Here is a 22,154-nt window from a genome sequence, read left to right on the forward strand (position 1 = left end):
AGATGGTCGTCGATGTAGACGTAGAGTCCGGTCAGGAGGGTGTCCAGGTCTGTCGTCACAAACGGATCTTGGGCGCCCTCCGCCCTCCTTCCCGGCCACCACGCCGTTCGGACTTACTCGTCTAGGGCTCGCGCAGCGCCGCGCGGCGGGCGAGCATCGCCGCGATCCCCGCGGCCGCGGCGCGGACGGCGTCGGCGTGGCGGTCGGGGTGGAAGCGGTGCACGGGGCCGGTGACGCTGACCGCCGTGCGCAGATCCTGGCCGGGCTCGGGGACGCCGGCGGCGACGCAGGTGATGCCCGTCGCGGACTCCTCGTGCTCGAAGGCGACGCCGCACTCGAGGATCTCCGCGAGCTGGGCGCGGAGCACCGGCGGGTGCGTGATCGTCCGGGGCGCGCGCCGGGCCAAGGGGGCCGCGAGCACCGCGTCCACGTCGGCGGGCGGTGCGTGCGCGAGCAGCACCTTGCCGATCGCGGTGGCGTGCAGCGGCATCCGCCCGCCGAGCGTCGAGGGCGCCCGGACCTGCTGGTGCCCACCCATCTTGGCCACGTAGACGACCTCGGCGCCCTCGCGGACGCCGAGGTGCACGGTCTCGTGCGTGCGCTCGTAGAGGTCCTCGAGGAACGGTGTCGCGACCTCGAGCAGCCCGCGTCCGACCGACGCGCGCATACCCAGCTCGAAGACGAGTCCCGACAGGCGGTAGCGGCCGTCGACCCGCTCGAGCAGCCCGTGCTCGACGAGCTCGCCCAGGGTGCGGTGCGCCGTGCTCTTCGCCAGGCCCGTGCGACGCTGCAGCACGGCGAAGCCCAGCGCGGTGTCCTCGGCCGTGAACGCCCGCAGCACGGCGAGGGTCTTGCCCAGCACCGTCACCGGCACGCCCATGAGCCCATACTCCCCACTGACGGCACCCGGCTCGATACAGTGAACCGTACGGCGTTCGTCCGGTTCGCCCGTCGCCAAGGAGGATGTCGTGCCGCCACGCCGGCGTCGAGGCACCGGCTCCGCGCCGGCCGTGGCGCTCACCGCCGACCGGATCGTCGACGCGGCGCTCGCGATCGCCGACCAGGAGGCGGACCTCGACAAACTCACCGTGCGGCGCCTCGCCGCCGACCTCGACGTCGGCGTCATGACGCTCTACGGCTACTTCCGCAACAAGGACGAGATCCTCGACGCGATGGGCGACCGCATCCTCGGGTCGATGACGCTGCCCGAGGAGGTCGAGACCGACCCGGCGGCGGCGCTGCGCAGCCTCGGCCACGCGTTCCTGGCGATGATGCGCGAGCACCCGAGCGTGGTCCGGCTGCTGTCGACCCGGGTCACCGACAGCCCGGGCGCGCTGGTCAACGCCATGGAGGGCGTGCTCGACCGGCTCGCGCAGGCCGGGATCACCGGCGGGCACGCGGTGCACTGCTACGGCTTCCTCATCACCTACGCGCTGGGGTTCTCCGCCTACGAGAGCCCGCGGGCGTGGGGACGCGCGGGCGACGGCGTCGAGGCGCGCCGCCAGCGCTCGCACTTCTACGCCGGGCTGTCGCGGGAGCGCTTCCCGCACACCGTCGGGCTCGCCGACGATCTGCCCACCCTGCCCACCGACGAGCAGTTCGCCGACGGCCTCGAGGCATGGATCGCCGGCACCGTCACCCGGCTCCCGAGGGCCCCGACCCGGGCAGCGGGACGCGCGGCCCGGAGCTGAGGTCCGGACCGCGCGCCGCCCGTCCGACGCCCTAGCTGCCGGCCGCCGGCACCGCCCGGGTCGGCGACGGCGCCGCGTGCGGGCTCTCTGCATCGTCCTTCGGCAGGCGCAGGCCCAGCCCGGCGAGCAGTGAGATCACGGCCCCGCCGGCCATGTAGAGCGCGATGCCCCACCAGCCGCCGGTGGACTCCAGCAGGGACGCGGCGACGGCCGGGGCGAACGCGTTGCCCAGGATCGTGCCGATGGTGAAGCCGATGCCCATGCCCGAGAAGCGCAGCGCGGCCGGGAACACCTGCGAGAAGTACACCGGGAAGACCGCGTAATTGGCCGAGTAGGCCAGGAACACGATCACGAAGCCCAGCAGCATGAGCCCGTAGCTGCGGGTGTCGAGCAGGGCGAACCAGGCGAACGGCGTGACGACCAGCGCCGCGGCCCCGACCAGGAACACCGCGCGGACCCCGAGGCGGTCGGCGAGGTTGCCGGCGATCGGGATCGCGATCAGCAGCACGACGGCGGCCGGCAGCAGTACCGCGAGCATCGTGGAGCTCGGCAGCCCCAGCGCCGTGCGGCCGTAGGAGATCGAGAAGACGGTCGTCAGCGTGAAGACCATGCCGGCCGAGATCGTCGCCAGCGCGACCAGCACGACGGCGCGCCCGCTGCCGCGCATCACCTCGACCAGGGGCAGGCGACGGACCGCGCCGGCCTGCTTGACCTCGACGAAGTCGGGGCTCTCCTCCAGCGTCCAGCGCACGATGAAGCCCACGACCACCAACACGCCGCTGGCCAGGAACGGGATGCGCCAGCCCCACGAGAGCAGCGACTCCTCCGGCAGCGTCAGCACGGCGAGGAAGACCACGTTCGACAGGATCATGCCGGTCGAGGTGCCGGTGTTGACGAGCGCGCCGCGCACGCCCCGCCGTGACCTCTCGGAGTGCTCGACGGTCATGAGCACCGCGCCGCTGTACTCGCCGCCCACCGAGATGCCCTGCAGGATCCGCAGGCCCACCAGCAGGATCGGTGCGGCGATCCCGATGCTCGCGTAGGTCGGCAGCAGACCGATGAGGAACGTCGAGCCGCCCATCAGCAACAGGGTGATCACGAGGATCGTGCGGCGCCCGACGCGATCGCCGAAGTGGCCGAACACCAGCGCGCCGAGCGGCCGCGCGACGTAGCCGACGCCGAAGGTCGACAGCGCGATGAGCGTGCCGGCCAGCGGGTCGAAGGTCGGGAAGAACAACCGCGCGAACACGATCGACGACGCGAGGCCGTAGATCGCGAAGTCGTAGTACTCGATCGTCGTGCCGATCCAGCTCGCGATCACGGCCTTCGCCGGACTGCGGCGAGGCCCGGTGGTGACGGACATGAGGACTCCCGGATGAGGGACGGGGAAGTCGCGCGGCCGGAGCCGGGGCTTCAGGACTACCCGACGTCGTCGCGGAGTGTGCCGCCACGATGGTGAGCACGGCGTCCGACCGGGTGTTCGTACTTTGTACGGTGCACTGCCCGGCCGTCAAGGAGGGACTCCACGGTCGCCCTGCGTTGTCACACGACGGAAATACGGGTGACCGTGACTTCCGCGCGACGGTGTGACATCGTCTGTACCGTACTAAGTACGAGAACGGGAGGGGCCGCCGTGGACGACACCGTCATGGACCTCGAGGTCGTGGGACTGCGCCGGGAGGCCGACGGCGTGCTGTCGGTCGAGCTGCGCGACCACGCCGACCGGGTCCTGCCCGCGTGGGAGCCGGGGGCGCACGTCGACCTGGCGGTGGGCGAGCACGTCCGCCAGTACTCGCTGTGCGGCGACCCGGCCCGGCGCCGGCGCTACCGCGTCGCCGTGCTGCACGAGCCCGCCTCGCGCGGCGGCTCCCGCCACGTGCACGAGCGCCTGCGCCCCGGCGACGAGGTCGAGGTCGGCGGCCCTCGCAACCACTTCCCGCTGGCCGACGCGGCGCGCCACGTGCTCGTCGCCGGCGGCATCGGCATCACCCCGGTGATGGCCATGGCCGCCGCGCTCGCCGCCCGGGACGCCGACTGGCAGCTCGTCTACCTGGGCCGCTCGCGGCGCTCGATGGCGTTCCTCGACGACCTCGCGGCGCTCGACCCGGGTCGGCTCACCGTGCACGCCGACGACGTCGACGGCGCCCCGGACCTCGCCCGCCTGCTGAAGGACGTCGACGACGACACCGCCGTCGCCGTGTGCGGTCCCGGCGGGCTCATCGCCGCCGTCGAGGCCCACTGCGCCGAGCGCGGCCTGCCCGCTCCCCGCGCCGAGCGCTTCGCCGCGGCCGCCCGCGACGAGGACGAGGTGCTCGAGCCCTTCGACGTCGTCGTCGCCAGCACCGGGGCGCGGATCGCGGTGCCCGCCGACCGCTCCGCGCTCGAGGTGCTCGACGCCGCCGGCATCGGGCTGCCCAACGCGTGCCGCGACGGCGTCTGCGGCAGCTGCCTGGTCGGCGTCGTGGCCGGCGAGCCGTGGCACCGCGACGCCCTCACCGAGGCCGGCCGCACCGACGTGATGGCGCCCTGCGTCTCGCGCGCCCGCAGCACCGAGCTCGTCCTCGATCTGTGAGACCTCCGATCGCCACCACAGGAGCCCCCGTGACCACCCCGCCGACCGAACGAGCCACCCGCCCCGGGCCGGACGAGACCGTCCCCCGGCGGCCGCGACGCCCCCGCGAGGCGCCCGCCGCCGTGCCCGGTCCCCCGGTGCAGGCCGGCTCCGACTGGACGACCTGGAGCACTTACGACGCCGCCGAGCTGGGGTTCCGCAACCACTGGTACCCGGCCGTCTGGGCGCACGAGGTCGGGCGCAAGCCGGTGCCGGTGACGATCTGCGGCGAGAAGGTCGTCCTCGTTCGCGACGACCGCACGGGGAGGATCCAGGGGCTGCACGACCGCTGCCCGCACCGCGGCGTGCCGCTCTCGCTGGGCCGGCGCCAGTTCCCCGGCACGATCTCGTGCCCGTACCACGGCTGGACCTACGACCTCGGGAACGGCCGCCTGTGCGCGGTCATCACCGACGGTCCCGACTCGCCGATCAGCGGGAAGGTCTCGGTCGCCACGTACCCGGTCGAGGAGCGCCTCGGGCTGGTGTTCGTCTACATCGGCGAGCTCGGCGAGGACGGCGCTCCCCCGCCCGTCGAGAACGACATCCCGGCCGAGCTCACCGAGAACACGCTGGTCCTGGGCGGGCGCAACGAGATCCGCGACGGCAACTGGCGCTTCGCCGCCGAGAACGGGTTCGACGAGGGCCACGCGAAGTACCTGCACAACACCGCGCTCTGGCGGCTGTTCAAGGTCATGCCGACGTGGAACAGGACCCGGATCGTCGAGCGCGACGGCTGGCTCATCCGGGTGCAGGACGAGGTGCACTGGGAGGCCGAGTTCCCCGGTGTCGGCAGCTTCAGCAACAAGCGCTGGTGGAAGCGCATGCCGCTGCCCGACCGCCCGGGCAGGAACGGGAACGCCAACCCGGTCATCGCCGCACTGGACCTGCCGGGGTTCGTCAGCATCCGGCTGCCCGGCATCCTGCGCGTCGCCTACCCGCAGTTCATCCACTACGAGTGGTACGTCCCGGTCGACGCCGACCACGTGCGCTACGTGCAGCTCATGGTCCGCTTCGAGACCGGGCTCAAGGCCGCCGCGTTCAAGGCCACGTACCTGGCCGCGATCCGCTGGCTCTTCCACGGCCAGTTCACCGCGCAGGACGCCTGGATGGTCGACGTCATGGACTCGCCGCCGGAGCGGCTCTACCGCCCGGACCTGTCGCTGACGGCGTGGCGCAAGCACATCGAGGACAGCGACGTCGTCGTGCAGACGGTGGCGGGCCGTGGGCACTGAGCCCCTCACCGACGCAGCGGTGCTCTCCCACGGCCGGCGCGGTGCCGCGGGCGGGCCGGTCACGGTCGTCCTGCACGGCGGCGGGCCCGGGTGCCACGCCGCGAGCGACTTCGGCGCGGTCATGGCCGCGCGCCCCGGGCGGGCGTGGCTGTGGGCCGACCTCCCCGGGTACGGGGCCTCCCCCGCCGCGGGCGACGGTCCACGGCTGACCACCGCCGCCCGAGCGCTGACGGCTCTGCTCGACGCCCTCGGCCTCGACCGCGTCGACGTGCTCGCCCAGTCCTACGGCGGGTCGGTCGCGCTGCTCGCCACGAGCGAGGCCCCGGAGCGGTTCGGGCGCCTGGTGCTCATCGGGAGCACTCCGACGCCGACGCCCGGCGGGGTGCGGGACCTCCCGATCGACGCCGGTCTCGGGCCCCGCCTGCGCGCGGCCTACGGCGGCGACGGCCGCCCGGACGCCGCGCGGATGCGTGCGCTGATCGCGGGCGCCGAGTGGCACGACGGCACGCGGGTACCGGAGGCGCTGGTCGAGGCCCGGTTCCGCGCCGACCGTGGCGCCGACCGTGGCGCCGAGGGAACGACCGGGGCGCCGGAGGACCTCGCGGCGCGCCTCGACGCCGTGGAAGCGCCCGTCCACCTGGTGTGGGGCCGCCATGACCCGTTCGCCGGGCCCGCCTACGCCGCCGCGCTCGCCGACGCGCTGCCCCGCGCCGACCTCACCGTCCTGCACGGCACCGCCCACCACCCCCAGTCCGAGCGCCCCGACGCCGTCGCCGCACTCGTCGACGCCCACTTCAGAGCCCACCCCAGAGCCCACCCCAGAGCCCACCCCGGGAGCCGATCGTGATCCGCACCGCCGCCGTCGTCGTCACGGCTGTCACGGCTGTCACGGCTGTCACGGCCGTCACGGCCGCCACCGCCGTCGCCGCCCGCACCGGGCTGCTCGCCAGGCTCGGTCGCCGCACGACCGTGCGCACGGTCCGGCCGGTCCGATGACGGCGACGACGACACCGACCGCGGCCCTCACCGACCAGCAGCGCCGCTGGGTCGACGACGCGTGGTCCCGTCTCGACGCCGGCCGGCTCACCGAGCTGGTCGTGGGCATGGTCGACATCCCCAGCCCGACCGGTGAGGAGGGGCCGCTCGCGGAGTGGCTCGCCGGGCAGCTCGACGCCGCCGGCCTGGCGGGCCGCGTCCAGCCGCTCGACGACCGGCAGGCCAACGCCCACGGCCGGCTCGCCGGCGACGGCACCGGCGAGAGCCTGCTGCTCTACGCCCCCATCGACACGTTCACCGTCGGCGACGCCACCGAGGACGTCCCGTGGATCGGGCCGGAGCTCCGCGCCGACATGCAGCCGCGCGCCCAGGTGCACCGCGACCACGTCCTCGGCCTCGGGGCGAGCAACCCCAAGGGCCACGGCGCCGCGGTGATCGCCGCGGCCGAGGCCGTCGCGGCCGCCGGGATCCCGCTGCGCGGCGACCTGCTGGTCGGCCTGGGCGCCGGCGGCATGCCCACCAACGGGCGCGACACCCGCGGCCTGACCCGGCGCAACACCGGCCAGGGCGTCGGCGCCTCCTTCCTGCTCGAGCAGGGCGTGTGGGCCGACCACGCGGTGATCGCCAAACCGGGCTGGGCGGTCGCGTGGGAGGAGGTCGGCCTCTGCTGGTTCGAGGTCCGGGTGCGCGGCGCGTTCTCGTACGTCGGCTCGCGGCACCGGATGCCCTACCGCAACCCGATCGCGCACGCCGCCACGGTGATCGACGCGCTCGAGCGCTGGTTCCCGGAGTACGCCGCCCGGCACACCGACGGCCTCGTCGCGCCGCAGGGCATCGTCGCGTCGGTCGAGGGCGGCTGGCCCCGACTCGCGTCGGCCACCCCGGCGCTGTGCCGGTTCACCGTCGACCTGCGCACCAGCCCGCGCTCCACCCCCGTGGACGTGCGCCGGGAGTTCGGCGCGGCGATCGCCGCGATCACCACCGAGCACCCCGAGCTCGACGTCGACTGGGAGATGGTGCTCGCGATCCCCGGCACCCACACCCCGCAGGACGCCCCGGTCGTCGCCGCCGCGATCGCCGCCTGGGAGGACCTCGCAGGCCGGGAGCACGCGCCGATCGTCGCCACCAGCGGCGCCACCGACGCCAACATCCTGCGCCACCGCGGACTGCCCACCGCCCGCATCGGCATGGACCGCATCGGCCCCGACGCGCCGATCCCGCTGGACTTCCCGGCCGGGATGAACGTCGTCGACATCCGGGAGGCCCTGCGGCTGGCCCGGCACCTCGTCCACACCGCGGTGTCGCTGTGCACCCGTGAACGCTCGGAAGGACGGTCGTCGTGAGCGAGATCGTGCTCGGCCTCGGGGCCTCGCACAGCACGCTGATGAACACCCACTGGGACGAGGTCGACCACCTCGACGGGGCCCACCGGTTCCGCGACGGGCTGGCGACCGCCCGCGAGGCGCTCGCCGCCGCCCGGCCCGACGCCGTCGTCGTGGTGGGCTCCAACCACTTCCGCGGGATATTCCTCGACCTCATGCCTGCGATCACCGTCGGCGTCGGCGAGGTCCTCGGCGCCGGCGAGGCCGGCACGCCGGGCGGCCCGCTGCCCGTCGACACCGACCTCGCGCGGGCGCTGGTCGACGGCATGGTCGCCGACGGCTTCGACCCGGCGTTCTCGCTGCGGCTGACCGTCGACCACGGGATCACGCACTCGCTGCAGCACCTCGTGGCCGGACCATCAGGGCTCGACGTACCGGTCGTGCCCGTCGTGCTCAACGTGTTCGCCCCGCCGCTGCCGCCCCTGGCGCGCTGTGCGCGGCTCGGCGCGACGATCGGGCGGGTCCTGCGCGCCGACGGCGTCGACCGCCGCGTCGCGCTGATCGCGTCGGGCGGGCTCTCGCACCGCCTGCCGTGGCCGAAGTGGTTCGCCACGCTGTCGGACGACGACCGCTTCCTCGTCGAGGCCTGGCTCCACGGCCGCGACTCGTGGACCGAGTACGAGGTGCGGCGCCGTCGGATCATCCGCGCCGCGCCGCCCGACATCAACGCCGACTTCGACGCCCGCTTCCTCGCCGCGCTCGAGGCCGGCGACCTCTCCGAGGTGCTCGCGCTGTCCGACGACGAGCTCGAGGACGAGGCCGGCAACGGCGCCCACGAGATCCGCTCCTGGATCGCCGTGCAGGCCGCGCTCACCGGACCCGACGGCCCGCCCCGCGCCGCCACCGCCGCCTACGCCGCCGTCGGCCCCTGGCTGACCGGCATGGGCGTCGGCGTCATGACCCCCGCGCACCTGCCCGCCCCCACCACCTCGGCGACAGCACCGACAGCACTGGAGAACGCCCGATGACCCTCTGGACCGACCTCGCCGAGGTCTCCTACGCGATCAGCCACGAGCCCGTCGGCGGCGCCCGCACCCGGGTGCTGAGGGCCGGCGACGGTCCCGAACACGTGGTCATGCTGCACGGCACCAGCGGGCACCTCGAGGCGTTCGTCCGCAACATCCCGGCGTTCGCGCAGCGCTTCACCGTGCACGCGCTCGACATGCTCGGGCACGGCTACACCGAGAACCCCGGCGGCGACCTGCGCATCCCCCGCTACGTCGACCACGTGCTCGCCTACCTCGACGCCCAGGGCATCGAGCGGGCGCACATCGTGGGCGAGTCCCTCGGCGGCTGGGTCGCGGGCCGGCTCGCCGCCGACCACCCCGGGCGGGTCGGGCGGCTGGTGCTGGTCGCGCCCGGCGGCACCGTCGCCAACCCCGAGGTGATGGAGCGGATCCGCACCAGCACGCGCCGCGCCGTCGAGACCGACGACCGGGCGCTGACCCGCAGTCGCCTCGAGCTGCTCATGCACGACCCGGCGAACGTCAGCGACGAGCTCGTCGACGTGCGGCACCGCATCTACCACCGCCCGGCGTTCGTGGCGGGCATCGACCACCTGCTGTGCCTGCAGCAGAGGGAGAACCGGACCGAGGACCTGCTCACGGGAGAGCAGATGGCGCGCATCGCCGCGCCGACGCTCATCGTGTGGGGCGCACAGAACCCGTTCGGCGACGTGCCCGAGGCCCACCGTATGCAGGAGTCGATCCCCGGCGCCAAGCTGGAGATCTTCGGCGAGTGCGGGCACTGGCCCCAGCACGAGCACAGCGGCCGGTTCGACGACCTCGCGCTCACCTTCCTGTCGTGAGCGGCCAGGGAGTGCGGATCGGCCTGCGCATCCCGCCGTGCGCCCCCATCCCCGACCTCGCCGCCTTCGCCCGCGAGGCCGAGGCCGCGGGCGTCGACCAGCTGTGGTTCCCCGACTCGCAGCTGCTCTGGCGCGACGTCTTCGCCGTCACCGCGGCCGTGGCCGCCGGGACCGAGCGGGTCGGGATCGGCACGGCGGTCACCAACGTCGCCACCCGCCACCCGGCCGTCGTCGCGTCGGCGGCACGGACCGTCGCCGAGATCGCGCCCGGGCGCTTCGTGCTCGGGCTCGGCGTCGGCAACAGCTCGGTCGGGCCGGTCGGGATGGCGCCGTCGACGGGCCGGGCGCTCCGCGAGGGGATGGCGACGATCCGGTCGCTGCTCGCCGGGGACGAGGTGGACTTCGGCGGCGTGACCTCGCGCCTGCGGGACCCGATGGACGTGCCGCTGCACCTCGCCGCGAGCGGGCCCCGCCACCTGCGTCTGGCCGGCGAGATCGCCGACGGCGCGATCCTGCTCTCCGGCGTCGCGCCGGGGCCGCTCGCCTTCGCGACCGCGCGGGTCGCCGAGGGCGCGCAGGCCGCGGGCCGGGCTGTGGGATCGACCGGGGTGCCGATCACCGTGTCGGCGTTCTGCCGGGTCACCGACGACGTCGAGCGCGACGCCCGCGAGCTCAAGCCGATCTGCCTGGAGATCGCGCGCAACGGCGGCGGCGCGGCGATGGCCGCGGCGGGCATCGCGGTCACGACCCCGGCGACCGTCGCGGGCGTCTACCCCGACCTCGTGCACGCCGAGGACTGGGACGTGGCCGTGCGGTTCAGCGACGCGTACGTGTCCGACGAGGCGGTCGCCCGCTTCGCCCGGGAGTTCTGCCTGTTCGGGAGCGCGAAGGAGATCGACGCGCGCCTGGCGGAGCTCGCGGCGGCGGGGGTCGACGGCGTGTTCCTGCAGCACGTCGGCTCCTACGACCTGCCGCACCGCCTGCTCGCCGACGTCGCGCGCGACGTGCTGCCGCGCCGGTGAGCACGCTCGCGGAGATCGCGGCGCGGGCGCACGCGGCGGCCCGGGACGCCGACGCCGGTACGCGGCACCAGGCTGCGCGCCAGGTGCTCGACGTCCTGGGATGCGTGGCGTCCGGGGCGACCCACCCGGTGGCGGCGTCGTGGCTGCCGCTGGTGCCGGTCGACCCGGCGGGCGTCGCCGTCCCCGGCCTGCCCGCCGCCTACCGGCTCGACGACGCCGTCGAGGTGGGCGCGACGCTCGCCCACCTCGACGAGCTCGACCCGCTCCACGGGCGCGGCGCGTTCGCGGCCGGGGCGGTCGTGGTCCCGACGGCGGTGGCGCTCGGTGAACCCGGCGAGCTGCTGGCGCGCGCCGTCGTCGCCGGTCACGAGGCCGGGATCGAGGCGAGCATCCGGTTCGGCGGGCCCGCCCTGTACGCCCGCGGGCTCTGGCCGACGGCGGTGTTCGGGCCGCTCGCGGCCGCCGCGACCGCGTCGGTGCTGCTCGGCCTCGACGAGGCGGCCACCACCACCGCCCTCGCGCTCGCCGCGACCGGGCTCGGCGGGTTCCTCTCCGCCGACGTCCTCGGGCACGGGCACTACCTGCTCGCCGGCACCGCGGCGCGCGCCGGGCTGCGGGCGGCGCTCGGAGCGCGGGCCGGGCTGGCGGTCTCGACGACGCTGCTCGACGGTCCCGCCGCCGCGCTGCTCGGCGACGCCCCGGAGCCGCCCTCACCGACCGGCGCGCCCCACGTCGCCGGCGTCGCGACCAAGACCTGGCCGTGCGCCCGCCCGCTGCAGGCGGCCCTCGCGGCGCTCGAGGAGATCGGGACGGCGCCCCGGGACGGTGACACCGTCGTCGTCGCCCTCCCGTCGGCGGCGAAGCACTTCGTCACCGCCGACCCCGCGCCCGCCGACGCGACCACCGCCGCCGCGAGCGCCGTGGTCGCCGTCCGGGGCCACGCGGCGGGCCGGGCGGCGGACCCCCGCTGGTACCGCGAGGTGGCGGCGGGCGTCGCGCAGGACCCCGACGTCGCCGTCGAGATCACCGGCGCCGACGACCTCGACGCGGCCTTCCCCACGCGCTGGGGCGCGCACGTGCGGGTCGTGCGGGACGGCGAGGACGTCGGCACCGCGACCTGCCTCGTCCCGCCCGGGGACCCGGAGCATCCCCTCGACGACGCCACTCTGCTCGCGCGCACCGCCCGCCTGACCGGCCGTCCCGAGGCCGAGCTGGCGCCCTGGCTCGACGTCTGGCCGGCGCACGACCGGCACGCCACGCACCGACCACGATGATCGTGGAGAACCTGCGACCGGGAGACCGTCATGTCCCAGCCCCACACGCTCGTCGTCAACGGCGAGACCGTCGAGGTCGACGTCGCGGGCCTGCCCTCGCTGGCCACGGTCCTGCGCGAGCGGCTCGGCCTGACCGCCGCCAAGCTCGCCTGCGGGCGCGGGGAGTGCGGGGCGTGCACCGTGCTCGTCGGCGGGCGCCCGGTGATGGGCTGCATCACCCCGGCGCGGCTGGTCCGCGAGCCGGTGGAGACCAGCGAGGGCCTCGCCGCCGAGAGCGCGGACGTGCGCGCCTGCTTCGCCGACACCGGCGCGTTCCAGTGCGGCTTCTGCACCCCCGGCCAGGTCGTGCACGCGACCGCCCTGCTGCGGGCCGGGCTGCCGCCGGGCGAGGAGGCGCGGCGCGCGCACGTGCGGCACGCGCTGTCGGGCAACATCTGCCGCTGCACCGGCTACCAGGCGATCGTCGAGTCCGTGGTGACCGTCGCGGACGCCCGGGCGGCGTCGTGAGCTGGGTCGGGGCCCGCGTCCGCCCCATCGACTGGGCCGACCGCAGCGCGGGTCGGACGCTCTTCACCGCCGATCTGCCCGGTGTGCACCTCGTCGGCGCGATCCTGCGCTCGCCGCACCCCTACGCCGAGATCCGCGCGATCGACACCGCGGCGGCGCGGGCGCTGCCCGGGGTGCACGCGGTGATCACGGCCGCGGACTTCGCGCCCGGCGCGCGGTACGTGCACCGCGGCGGCCCGCTCTCGGACCGTCCGCCGCTGGCCGACGGCGTCGTGCGCCACGTCGGGCAGGAGGTCGCCGCCGTCGCCGCGGAGACCCCGCAGCAGGCGCTGGCGGCGCTGCGCGCGATCCGCGTGCGCTATCGGCCGCGCCGGGCGCCGCTGACCACCGACGAGGCCCGCGCGCCTGGGGCACGGCGCCTGCACGAGCGCACCACCGACGAGGCGAACGTCAGCATGCGCCTCGACACCGTCTGGGGAGACCCCGACGCCGGCCGGGCGGCGGCGAGCGTCGCCGTCACCGGCAGCTTCTCCTACCCCAGCGTCTCCCACGCCGTCATGGAGCCCAACACCACGCTCGCCGCCTGGGACGGCGCGCGCGGCCGGGTGGAGCTGTGGACCTCGACGCAGGCGCCCTGGTTCGTCGCCAAGGAGGTCTCGCAGCTGCTCGGGATCGCGCACGACGACGTCGTCATCCGCGAGGTCGCGGCGGGCGGCGGTTTCGGCAGCAAGTCGAAGGCCTCGGAGCACGAGGTGCTCGCCGCCGCGCTGTCCCGCGCGGCCGGGCGCCCGGTGCTCGTCGCGCTCACCCGCGAGGAGGAGCTGGGCGCCACCAAGCCGCGGCACCGCTTCGCGACGTCGCTGCGCACCGAGGCCGACGCCCACGGGGTGCTGCGCGCGCTCGACGCCGACGTCGCCGTCGACAACGGCTCGTACAACCACATGGGCACCTCGGTGATGCGCGTCGGCGTCATCACGCTCGGCTCGATGTACCGGCCCGACGGGGTGCGGTTCACCGCGCGTCTGGTCGACACGGCCACGCAGCCGGGCGGGCAGTTCCGCGGCTACGGGACGCCGCAGGTGTCGCTCGCGATGGAGTCGCAGGTCGACGAGATCGCCGAACGGCTCGGCATCGACCCGATCGAGATCCGCCTGCGCAACCTCGCCCCCGAGCACACCGAGACGCTGTGCGGCTACCGGGTCGGCACCAACCGGCTCGGCGACTGCCTCGTGGCGGTCCGCGACGGCCTGGACTGGGACGCGGCGCGCGCAGCACCCCGGTCGGCGGGGCCGGTGTCGCGCGGCTGGGGCGTGGCCGCCGGCTCGCACGGCAGCGGCGCGTACGCCTACGCCCAGGCCGACCGCAGCGACGCCGCCCTCGACCTGTTCGACGACGGCCGCGTGCGCGTGCGCCACGGCGGCTCGGACGCCGGTACCGGCCAGAACACGATCCTCGCGCAGATCGCCGCCGACGAGCTCGGCGTGGACCTCGACGCCGTCGGGGTGCTCTCCACCGACACCGAGCGCACCCCCTTCGAGCTGGGCGCGTGGTCCTCGCGCGGCACGCACATGACGGGCTCCGCGGTCGGGCAGGTCGGTCGCGAGCTCGCTGCCCGCCTGCGCGCCCTGGCGGCCGAGAAGCTCGGCGTCGACCCCGCCGACGTCATGTTGCGCGGTGGCCGGGCCCACGCACAGGAGCGCGACGTCGAGCTGGGCGACCTCGTCGCCCTCGCCGCCGAGGCCCGCGACGGCGTGCTCAGCCACGAGACCAGCTACCGGCTCGAGGGCACCGAGATGCTCACCCCGGACAAGGACCGGGCCAACCTGTCGCCCAGCTACGCCTTCGCCGCCCACGGCGCGGTGGTGGACGTCGACCGGCGCACCGGCGCGGTGCACGTCGTCGACTACCTCGCCGCTCACGACGTCGGGCGCGCGATCAACCCGACCGCGGTCGAGGGGCAGATCGTCGGCGGGGCCGCCATGGGGCTGGGCGCGGCGCTCGGCGAGGACCTCGTGCGCGAGGGCGGCCGCGTCGTCAACAGCACGTACCTGCACTACGCGATGCCGCGCAACGCCGACCTGCCCCGGGTACGCGCGCACATCGTCGACAACCACGAGGCCGCCGGGCCCTACGGGGCGAAGTCGGTGGGCGAGATGTCGATCGTGCCGCCCGGCGCCGCGGTCGCGAACGCGGTCGCGGACGCCCTCGGGGTGCGGATCCGCGAGCTGCCGATCACTCCGGACAAGGTGCTGACCGCGGTCGCCGCGCAGGAGGGCCGTCATCCCCGTCGGGCCTGGCGCAGGCACGGCATCTGGCGTCGCCCCTCGCGGTGGTGGATCGCCGCGATCCGCGCGGCCTACCCGCTGGGCCTGCACCACGTCCTCGACCGCTGGGGCACCCGCCTCGGCCCGGCCCGGCGCGCCCGCTCGCGGCCGCCGGCCCCGGCACCCGACGTGCACGTGGCCACCGACCTCGACGACGCGCTGCGCGCGCTCGCCCGACCCGGCGCCGAGGCCCTCGGCGGCGGCACCGACCTGCTCCCCGACCGGGCACGCCGCGCGCGGCCCGCCCCGGTACTCGTCGCGACCTCGGCGGTGACCGAGCTGCGGCGGTTGCACGTCGACGTGGGTGTCCTGCACGTCGGCGGCGCGGTGACGCTCGCCGAGCTGGGCGCCCACCCCGACGCGCCGGACGCCCTGGTTGCCGCGATCCGGTCGATCGCGTCGCCGCAGATCCGCAACACCGCCACGGTCGCGGGCAACCTCGTGCAGGCCAAGCGCTGCTGGTTCTTCCGCAACGGCTTCGACTGCTACAAGCGCAACGGCGCCACCAGCCCCTGCTACGCGATCCTGGGCGACCACCGCTTCCAGCACGCCGCCGTCGACGCCCACCGCTGCCAGGCCGTCACGCCGTCGGACGTCGGCACGGTCCTGCCCGCGCTCGACGCCACGCTCGTCCTCGTCGGGCCCGACGGCGGACGCCGCACCGTGGACGCCGCCGCGTTCTACTCGGGGCCGGGCGAGACGGTGCTGCGTGACGGCGAGCTCGTCGCCGAGGTGCGCATCCCGCTGGTCGCGGGGCGGCGCGCCGCGTTCACCAAGCTCGGGCTCTACACCGGCGACTTCGCGTCGGCGTCGGCCGCGCTCGCCGTCGTGGCCGACGAGGCGGGCCGCTGGCAGGACGTGCGGCTCGTCCTCGGCGCGATCGCCCCGACGCCGTGGCGGCTCCGGGCCGTCGAAGCGGCGCTGCGGGGCACGCGTCCGGGCGTGGCGGACCTGCGCCGGCTCGTGGACGCCGAGCTCGACCGCCACGCGCACCCGCTGCCGCGCAACGGGTGGAAGCTCGACGCGGCGGCCGGGCTCGTGGAGCAGGCTGCCGAGAAGGTGTGTGGCTGAGCAGCTCTAGCGCTTCTCGAGGAAGCGCGTGACGGCGTCCGCGAACTGCTCGGGTCGGTGGTCGACCGAGGGCACGCCCGTGTCCGGGAGCACCTCGGCGACCGCCCCCGGCACGGCGGCCAGGAGCGGGTCGACGTCGGGCAGCGAGAAGGTGTCGTGTTCGCCGCACAGCACGAGCACCGGCGCGCGGACCGCGCCGATGCGGTCCTCCATGCGATAGCGGTTGACCGCGACATGACCCTCCTCCACCCGGTCGATCACCGCGACCGCGTCCCGGACGAGGCGCTCCAGGAGGTCCGGGCGGTCGGCCGGGTAGTAGGGCGCGCGGTTGTCCCAGAGCGCGCGGAGGTGGGTGCCGTCGGCGCGGCGCTCGACGTGGTCGATCGGCGGGCGTCCGGTCGCGACGCGCTCGCGGCGCGCGGCGTCGACATAGGGCATGCCGGAGACGACGAGGGCCCGGACCCGTTCCGGTGCGGCGGCGGCGATCTCGGTGGCGACGACGCCGCCGGTGTGATGGCCGACGAGCGCGACGCGCTCGAGCCCGAGGGCGTCGCAGAGGTCGAGCAGGCCGGCCGCGAACAGCTCGATGGTCCACGGCCCGGCGGGTCCGTCGGAGAGGCCGAAGCCCGGGGTGTCCGGCGCGATCGCCCGGTAGCGGCGCCCGAGCAGCGGGAGCACGTCGCGGTACTCGTCGGACGAGCGCGGCGTCTGGTGCAGGAGCAGCACCGGCTCCCCGACGCCCTCCTCGACGTAGTGCACCTGGCCGAAGCGGGTGTCGGCGAATCCGTGGCGCACTGGTCCCTCCCGCGTCCGTACTGAGTACGGTCCACGGTACCGGCGTCAGGCCCGGCGGTCTGCGGTGGTCTGGCTCTCCCGGAGGGCCTCGACGACGGCCGCGACCTCGAGCGGCGCGGTCGGCTGGTGCGTCGCGTAGCGGCGGGGCTTGCCGTCCCGCGGCGGCGGGGTCGTCGCCGGGACGCCGCGGGTGTCGACGGTCGCGAGGATCTCCGCCCCGAACGGCCAGCCGGAGCGGCGCGCGGCGCGGGCGGTGTCGGCGAGCTCGTCGAGTCCGCGGCGCGTGACGGCGCCGCCACGGCGAGGCGCGGGGGCCGTGACCTCGGGGAGCTCGGGCGCCGGACCCTCCTCGGGGGCGCGGTGCGCCCCGGGCGATCCCGGGGGAACGTCCTGGCGCCGGTTCGGCCGACCCTTTCGGTGGTGTCCCATCGCCGACCACTCCCCCGTCATGAGCCCGCCCCGTCACCCACGAGAACGAGCGACGTCGCGCGGGGCTACGACCCCCGGGCTATCCGGTGCGATCCGGTGCCGTCGAGCTGGGCGTCGTCCTCGGAGCGCATGCGCCGATCCTGGCCCAGGAGTGCCTCCGCGTCGCGTGTCGCCTGCGAGGCTGGGGATGTGACGGCGGACGTGTGGATCGTCGGCGGGGCCCCGGGGGCCGGGAAGAGCACGGTCGCCGACCGGCTGATCGCCCTGCTCGACCCCGCGCCGGCGCTGCTGGACAAGGACACGATGTACGGGGACTTCGTCGCCGCGACGCTGGACGCCGCCGGCCGCGATCCGGGCGAGCGCGAGGGCGCCTGGTACGACGAGCACGTCAAGGTCCACGAGTACGCGGGGATGACCGCCGTCGCGCGGGAGATCCGGTCCCGGGGCTGCCCGGTGGTGCTCAGCGCTCCGTTCACCTCCCAGATCCGCGACCCGGCGCGCTGGTCGGCGTGGGTCGCCGAGCTCGGCGGCGACCCCGTGCACCTCGTCTGGGTCGCGTGCGACCCGGCGACGCTGCGGGGGCGGATCGAGGCACGCGGACGCCCGCAGGACACCGGCAAGCTCGCCGCGTTCGACGCCCTCGTCGCCCGGATGCGGCCGGACACCCCGCCGCCCGTGCCGCACCTCGCGATCTCCACCGCCGCGGACGTGCCGATCGACGATCAGCTGCGCCAGAATCCCGGGCCATGGGTGACGAGCTCGACGTCGTCGTGATCGGCGCCGGCGTCGCCGGGCTGGCCGCGCTGCATCTGCTGCGCTCCAGCGGCCTGCGGGTGCGGGCCGTCGACGCCGCGGACGACGTCGGCGGCGCCTGGTGGTGGCACGGCTACCCCGGCGCGCGGCTCGACACCGAGGGCCCCGCCTACCAGTACTTCTTCGCCGAGCACCTCGTCCGCGACTGGGGCTGGAGCGAGCGCTTCCCCGCCGGCTACGAGGTGCTGCGCTGGCTGCGGTTCGTCGCCGACCGCCTCGACCTCCGCCGCGACATCACGCTCTCGACGCGTGTCGTCGCCGCCACGTTCGACGAGGTGCGTGGGCGCTGGAGCGTGCGCACGGAGCACGGCGCGACGGTCGACGCCCGGTTCGTCGTGGCGTGCACGGGGCTGCTCCCGGGGCCCGCCGAGGCGCTGCCCGGCGTCGACGCCTTCGCCGGGACCGTGGTGCGGACCTCCCGCTGGCCGGAGAAGGGCCACGACCTGTCCGAGCGGCGGGTCGGCGTCGTCGGCGTCGGCACCGCGGGCGTCCAGCTGGTGCCCCGGATCGCCGCCGGGACCGCGCACCTGACGGTGTTCGCGCGCGAGCCCGTCGCCGTCGTCCCCCGGTCGAACCCGGTGTACGGCTGGGTCGAGCGCGACGCCTACCGCGCCCGGTTCGACGAGCTGCGCGCGACGCTCCCCCGCACGGCGACGGGTGGCGAGGACGAGCGCGGGCCGGGCGATCCCGCGACGCTCTACGCCGACGGGTCGCGACGGCTGTGGTTCGGCGCAGCGCCGGACTCCGCGGTGGCGGCGTACGTGCGCACGGCGATGACGGAGCGGCTGTCCGACCCGCGCCTGGCCTCGGTGCTCGTGCCGACCGGCGACGGCGCGCCGACGACGCTCGACTCCGGGTTCCTCGAGGCCTTCGCCCGCGACGACGTCGACCTCGTCGACCTGCGCGCCGACCCGATCACCGCGGTGCGCGCCGAGGGCCTGGAGCTCGCGTCCGGGACCGTGCACGAGCTCGACGTCCTCGTGCTCGCCGAGGAGTACGACGCGGGGCCACCCGCCCTGGAGGGCATCGACGTGCACGGTCGCGGGGGCCGGTCGCTCGGCGACGCGCCGGGCGCCGTGCTCGGGCTCGGCGTCGCGGGCTTCCCGAACCTGTTCACGACCGCGGAGCCGCCGGCCCCCTCGTCGCGCAACGCGGTGATGACGACGGTCCGCCAGCACCAGGCGGAGTGGATCACCCGCGCGATCCGGGACCTCGACGCGGCCGGAGCGTCGACGATCGAGGCGGTGTCGGCCGGCGACGCGGGCGTCGGCGGCGGCGGCGTGGGCGAGTACGTGGCGCGCTGCGAGCAGGAGGCGTCGGCGGGCTACCCGTCGTTCCGGCGCGCCTGATTCTGACCGAATGGCCCCTTCGCTCGCATAGATCGGCGAGGGGTGCCCTTCGCCGAAAGCCGCGCACCATCGTCGCCGGCGAGGGGCACGTTCGCCCTGAGCCCACGGGAGGTTCGGGCTGCGGAACGTGCCGCTCGCCCCGGCGCCGGGCGCCAACCGCGACGCTCCGGAAGCCGGAGCAGGCGCACGGAGGAGCTCGCCTCCTACGAGGCGGGCGACCAGACGCAGTCGCCGGTGAACTCGACCTGGCCGTCGCTCGCTCGCACGGTGATGTAGGCCGGGCCCTCGTTGGTGGTCTCCGGGATGCCGATCGGCGAGCCGTCCGCACCCTGACGGGAGGCCATGCACAGCGGGAAGATGCTGCTCTCCGGGGCGCCGGACGTGCGGTAGCGCCCGGGCGCGATCTCCGCGCCGACCGTGTACGTGCCCTGCGAGAAGCTGCCCGCCGGCGCGGCCGCGCTGGTCGGTGCGGCCGAGGACGGGGCCGCGTAGGAGGGCGCCGAGTACGACGGCGCCGTGTCACTCGTCCCGGACGTGCTGGGGTTCGACCCGCTGACCGCGCCCGCGAAGCCGATCGTCCACAGCAGGCAGATCAGGAGCCCGACCCCGCCGAGGATCACGCCGGCGATCGCGAGCCCACGGCCGGCGCCGCCCTTCCGCGTCGCGGCGGTGAGCCCGACGATCGAGAGCACGAGCCCGACGGGGCTGATCACCCAGGACACGATCCCGAGGAACGGGACGAGCGCGAGCACCGCGCCGATGAGCGCGACGACGAAGCCGCCGGTGGCCGTCCCGTTGCTCTGCTGCCGGGGCGGCTGGGGTGCGCCGTCGTAGGGCGCACGGTACTGCGGTCCGTACTGGTACGGCTGCTGCGGCGGGTACGGCGGCTGGTACGGCGGCTGGTACGGCGGCGGGTACTGCTGCGTCACTGGAACCCCCGACTGATCACGACTCGACACCGATGTCTCGTTCGTCGCCGGACGGCCGTTACGTCAGGCCTCGAGGAGCGCCCCGTCGAGGAAGGCGGCGAGCTCGTCGTGCGCGTCCAGCGGCAGGACGTGGGCGACGTACTGGTCCGGGCGCACGACCACCACGCACCCGGCGGCGCGGTCGATCCCGCGCAGGTCGAAGACGTCGGGGCGGGCCGGGTCGGGGCAGAACACCTTCTCCTGGTCGATCAACCCGAACGGGCCTTTGCGCGGGCGGAGTACCGGCGGCAGCTCGCCGACCTCCACCTCGCGGTACGGCCGCGGCAGAACCGCGCGGACGTCGATCACCGCGTCCGGGTCGGCGCCGGCGGGGGTGAACCGCGCGACGAGCGTCTCGAGGAACCGGCACAGCGCGCCGAAGCGTTCGCCGACCCCGAAGACGTACAGCCGCCACGCCCCGTCGGCGCGCGCCGCGTGGCCGAGGTGGGTCGGCTTCGCGTCGGCGACCCGCACCACCGGCGCCGAGTGGAACCGCATCCCCACCGGCAGCCCCTGCGCCAGGTGCTGGTGAGCCGCCCCCGAGGTGATCGTCGACGGCGCGTAGCGAACGGCGACACCCGCGGTGAACCGGCCCTGGTCGCGGAAGTAGCGCTGGAACTTGTCGGGATCGGGCGAACTCCCCTGCGGGTGCGCGCTGAACATCGCCGCGAACTCGCGGTCGAAGTCGATGAGCTCCTGCGCGACGGCCTGCCGCTCGGCGGAGTACGTCCGCAACAGCTCCGGGCGCGCGCGGCCGCGCAGGACCGCGGCGAGCTTCCAACCGAGGTTCCACGTGTCGGCCATCGACACGTTCATGCCCTGCCCCGCCTTGGCGCTGTGGGTGTGGCAGGCGTCGCCGGCGATGAACACGCGCGGCTGCTCCGGGTCGTCGTCGAAGCGGTCGCACAGCCGCTGCCCCACCTCGTACACCGACCACCAGCCGACGTCGCGCACGTCGATCGTGTACGGGTGCAGGATGCGGTTGGCGACGGCCGTGAGCGTCTCGGGGGTGACGGTGTCGCGGTCGCGGTCCCCGTCGTCGTCACCGTCGTCGTCACCGTCGTCGTCACCGTCGTCGTCACCGTCGAGCTCGATGTAGAGCCGCACGAGGTAGCCGCCCTCGCGCGGGATGATCAGCAGGCTGCCCGCGCTCGAGGTGATCGCGCTCTTGAGCCGGATGTCGGGGAAGTCGGTGACGGCGAGGACGTCCATGACGCCCCAGGACTGGTTCATCGGGTCGCCCTCGAGGCGCCGCCCGATCGCCTCACGCACGGCGCTGCGGGCGCCGTCGCAGCCGACGACGTAGCGCGCGCGGATCGTCGACCCGCCCAGCTCCACGCGCACCGGGTACTCCCCGTCGCCGACCTCCAGGCCCGTCACGGGCAGCCCGTAGCGCGGCGCGAGCCGGCTCGCCGAGCGCGCCATGTGCTCGCGCAGGAAGGCGAGCATCCGCGCCTGGTTGACGATGAGGTGCGGCATCTCCGAGAGGTCGTCCTCGACGTCGGGGATGCGCCCGGTGCGCACGATGTCCGCCGGGTCCTGCGGGTCCGGGCGCCAGAACGCGACCTCGTTGACCTGGTAGCCCTCCTCCACGATGCGGCCGGACAGCCCGAACGCCTCGAACATCTCCACCGTGCGGCACGCGACGCCGTCGGCCTGCCCGACCTGCAGCGGACCCTCACGGCGGTCGACCACCACGGTCGCGATGTCCGGGAACGCCGCCAGCTGCGCCGCGAGCACGAGGCCCGCCGGCCCGCACCCGACGACCAGCACGTCCGCGGTGTCGGGGAGCCCCTCGGGGCGCTCCGCCACCGCGGGGTGCGGGTCCTCGACGAACGGGTCACCGGTGCGGTAGCCGCCCAGGTAGAACTGCGCCATCACTC

The 22,154-nt window shown here is 75.2% G+C and carries 20 protein-coding genes; 14 read left to right on the top strand and 6 right to left on the bottom strand.

Features of this window, described 5'->3' with window-relative positions:
• Positions 1–121 precede the first annotated feature (121 nt).
• A complete protein-coding gene (locus AC2A1K_RS26740) occupies positions 122–880 on the bottom strand; it encodes an IclR family transcriptional regulator (RefSeq protein ID WP_483899382.1) in 759 nt (252 codons plus the stop codon).
• Positions 881–968: 88 nt separating this feature from the next.
• Between AC2A1K_RS26740 and AC2A1K_RS26745 the strand changes: the two genes are divergently transcribed.
• A complete protein-coding gene (locus tag AC2A1K_RS26745; protein WP_483899383.1) occupies positions 969–1,691 on the top strand; it encodes a TetR/AcrR family transcriptional regulator in 723 nt (240 codons plus the stop codon).
• Positions 1,692–1,722: 31 nt separating this feature from the next.
• On the opposite strand, the gene AC2A1K_RS26750 is transcribed toward AC2A1K_RS26745, so the two are convergent.
• Positions 1,723–3,054: an MFS transporter gene (locus AC2A1K_RS26750; protein WP_483899384.1), complete on the bottom strand. Its 1,332-nt coding sequence runs from the start codon at positions 3,052–3,054 to the stop codon at positions 1,723–1,725.
• A 270-nt stretch (positions 3,055–3,324) separates the two neighbouring features.
• On the opposite strand from AC2A1K_RS26750, the gene AC2A1K_RS26755 reads away from it, so the two are divergent.
• From AC2A1K_RS26755 to AC2A1K_RS26805, 11 genes are read left to right on the top strand one after another with little or no spacing between them, the layout of a single operon-like run.
• Positions 3,325–4,263 (top strand): PDR/VanB family oxidoreductase, encoded by a 939-nt coding sequence (locus AC2A1K_RS26755; protein WP_483899385.1) that lies wholly within the window; start codon positions 3,325–3,327, stop codon positions 4,261–4,263.
• A gap of 29 nt (positions 4,264–4,292) precedes the next feature.
• On the top strand, positions 4,293–5,534 hold the full coding sequence (locus tag AC2A1K_RS26760) for a Rieske 2Fe-2S domain-containing protein (protein ID WP_483899386.1): 1,242 nt from the start codon (positions 4,293–4,295) through the stop codon (positions 5,532–5,534).
• The gene (locus tag AC2A1K_RS26765; protein WP_483899387.1) at positions 5,524–6,381 is read left to right on the top strand and encodes an alpha/beta fold hydrolase; all 858 of its coding nucleotides are present in this window, start codon (positions 5,524–5,526) and stop codon (positions 6,379–6,381) included. Before AC2A1K_RS26760 ends, AC2A1K_RS26765 begins: the two co-directional genes overlap by 11 nt.
• The gene (locus tag AC2A1K_RS26770) at positions 6,378–6,530 is read left to right on the top strand and encodes a hypothetical protein (RefSeq protein ID WP_483899388.1); all 153 of its coding nucleotides are present in this window, start codon (positions 6,378–6,380) and stop codon (positions 6,528–6,530) included. Before AC2A1K_RS26765 ends, AC2A1K_RS26770 begins: the two co-directional genes overlap by 4 nt.
• Positions 6,527–7,873 (top strand): M20/M25/M40 family metallo-hydrolase, encoded by a 1,347-nt coding sequence (locus tag AC2A1K_RS26775; RefSeq protein ID WP_483899389.1) that lies wholly within the window; start codon positions 6,527–6,529, stop codon positions 7,871–7,873. The genes AC2A1K_RS26770 and AC2A1K_RS26775 overlap by 4 nt, the downstream gene beginning before the upstream one ends.
• The gene (locus AC2A1K_RS26780) at positions 7,870–8,880 is read left to right on the top strand and encodes a DODA-type extradiol aromatic ring-opening family dioxygenase (protein ID WP_483899390.1); all 1,011 of its coding nucleotides are present in this window, start codon (positions 7,870–7,872) and stop codon (positions 8,878–8,880) included. The genes AC2A1K_RS26775 and AC2A1K_RS26780 overlap by 4 nt, the downstream gene beginning before the upstream one ends.
• Complete coding sequence (locus AC2A1K_RS26785; RefSeq protein ID WP_483899391.1) at positions 8,877–9,719, top strand: alpha/beta fold hydrolase; 843 nt, start codon at positions 8,877–8,879, stop codon at positions 9,717–9,719. The genes AC2A1K_RS26780 and AC2A1K_RS26785 overlap by 4 nt, the downstream gene beginning before the upstream one ends.
• Entirely contained in the window at positions 9,716–10,741 is a 1,026-nt protein-coding gene (locus AC2A1K_RS26790) for an LLM class flavin-dependent oxidoreductase (protein WP_483899392.1), read from the top strand. The genes AC2A1K_RS26785 and AC2A1K_RS26790 overlap by 4 nt, the downstream gene beginning before the upstream one ends.
• Entirely contained in the window at positions 10,738–12,015 is a 1,278-nt protein-coding gene (locus AC2A1K_RS26795) for an MmgE/PrpD family protein (protein WP_483899393.1), read from the top strand. Before AC2A1K_RS26790 ends, AC2A1K_RS26795 begins: the two co-directional genes overlap by 4 nt.
• 30 nt (positions 12,016–12,045) lie before the next feature.
• Complete coding sequence (locus AC2A1K_RS26800; protein ID WP_483899394.1) at positions 12,046–12,522, top strand: (2Fe-2S)-binding protein; 477 nt, start codon at positions 12,046–12,048, stop codon at positions 12,520–12,522.
• Positions 12,519–15,917, top strand: a complete 3,399-nt coding sequence (locus AC2A1K_RS26805; RefSeq protein WP_483899395.1) for a molybdopterin cofactor-binding domain-containing protein — start codon at positions 12,519–12,521, stop codon at positions 15,915–15,917. The genes AC2A1K_RS26800 and AC2A1K_RS26805 overlap by 4 nt, the downstream gene beginning before the upstream one ends.
• Positions 15,918–15,923: 6 nt before the next feature.
• Here AC2A1K_RS26805 and AC2A1K_RS26810 read toward each other — a convergent pair whose 3' ends face one another.
• The gene (locus tag AC2A1K_RS26810) at positions 15,924–16,712 is read right to left on the bottom strand and encodes an alpha/beta fold hydrolase (RefSeq protein WP_483899396.1); all 789 of its coding nucleotides are present in this window, start codon (positions 16,710–16,712) and stop codon (positions 15,924–15,926) included.
• Positions 16,713–16,757: 45 nt separating this feature from the next.
• Entirely contained in the window at positions 16,758–17,141 is a 384-nt protein-coding gene (locus AC2A1K_RS26815; protein WP_483899397.1) for a hypothetical protein, read from the bottom strand.
• Positions 17,142–17,330: 189 nt separating this feature from the next.
• Between AC2A1K_RS26815 and AC2A1K_RS26820 the strand changes: the two genes are divergently transcribed.
• The gene (locus AC2A1K_RS26820) at positions 17,331–17,915 is read left to right on the top strand and encodes a P-loop nucleotide/nucleoside kinase family protein (RefSeq protein WP_483899398.1); all 585 of its coding nucleotides are present in this window, start codon (positions 17,331–17,333) and stop codon (positions 17,913–17,915) included.
• A complete protein-coding gene (locus tag AC2A1K_RS26825) occupies positions 17,888–19,303 on the top strand; it encodes a flavin-containing monooxygenase (protein ID WP_483899399.1) in 1,416 nt (471 codons plus the stop codon). Before AC2A1K_RS26820 ends, AC2A1K_RS26825 begins: the two co-directional genes overlap by 28 nt.
• 203 nt (positions 19,304–19,506) lie before the next feature.
• Here the strand turns inward: AC2A1K_RS26825 and AC2A1K_RS26830 are convergent, their stop codons facing one another.
• Positions 19,507–20,232: a DUF4190 domain-containing protein gene (locus tag AC2A1K_RS26830; RefSeq protein WP_483899400.1), complete on the bottom strand. Its 726-nt coding sequence runs from the start codon at positions 20,230–20,232 to the stop codon at positions 19,507–19,509.
• Between the two features lie 63 nt (positions 20,233–20,295).
• Entirely contained in the window at positions 20,296–22,149 is a 1,854-nt protein-coding gene (locus AC2A1K_RS26835) for an FAD-dependent monooxygenase (protein ID WP_483899401.1), read from the bottom strand.
• Between the last annotated feature and the right edge of the window lie 5 nt (positions 22,150–22,154).

The sequence above is a fragment of the Actinomycetospora sp. 2LY8.5 genome (genome assembly GCF_057180585.1).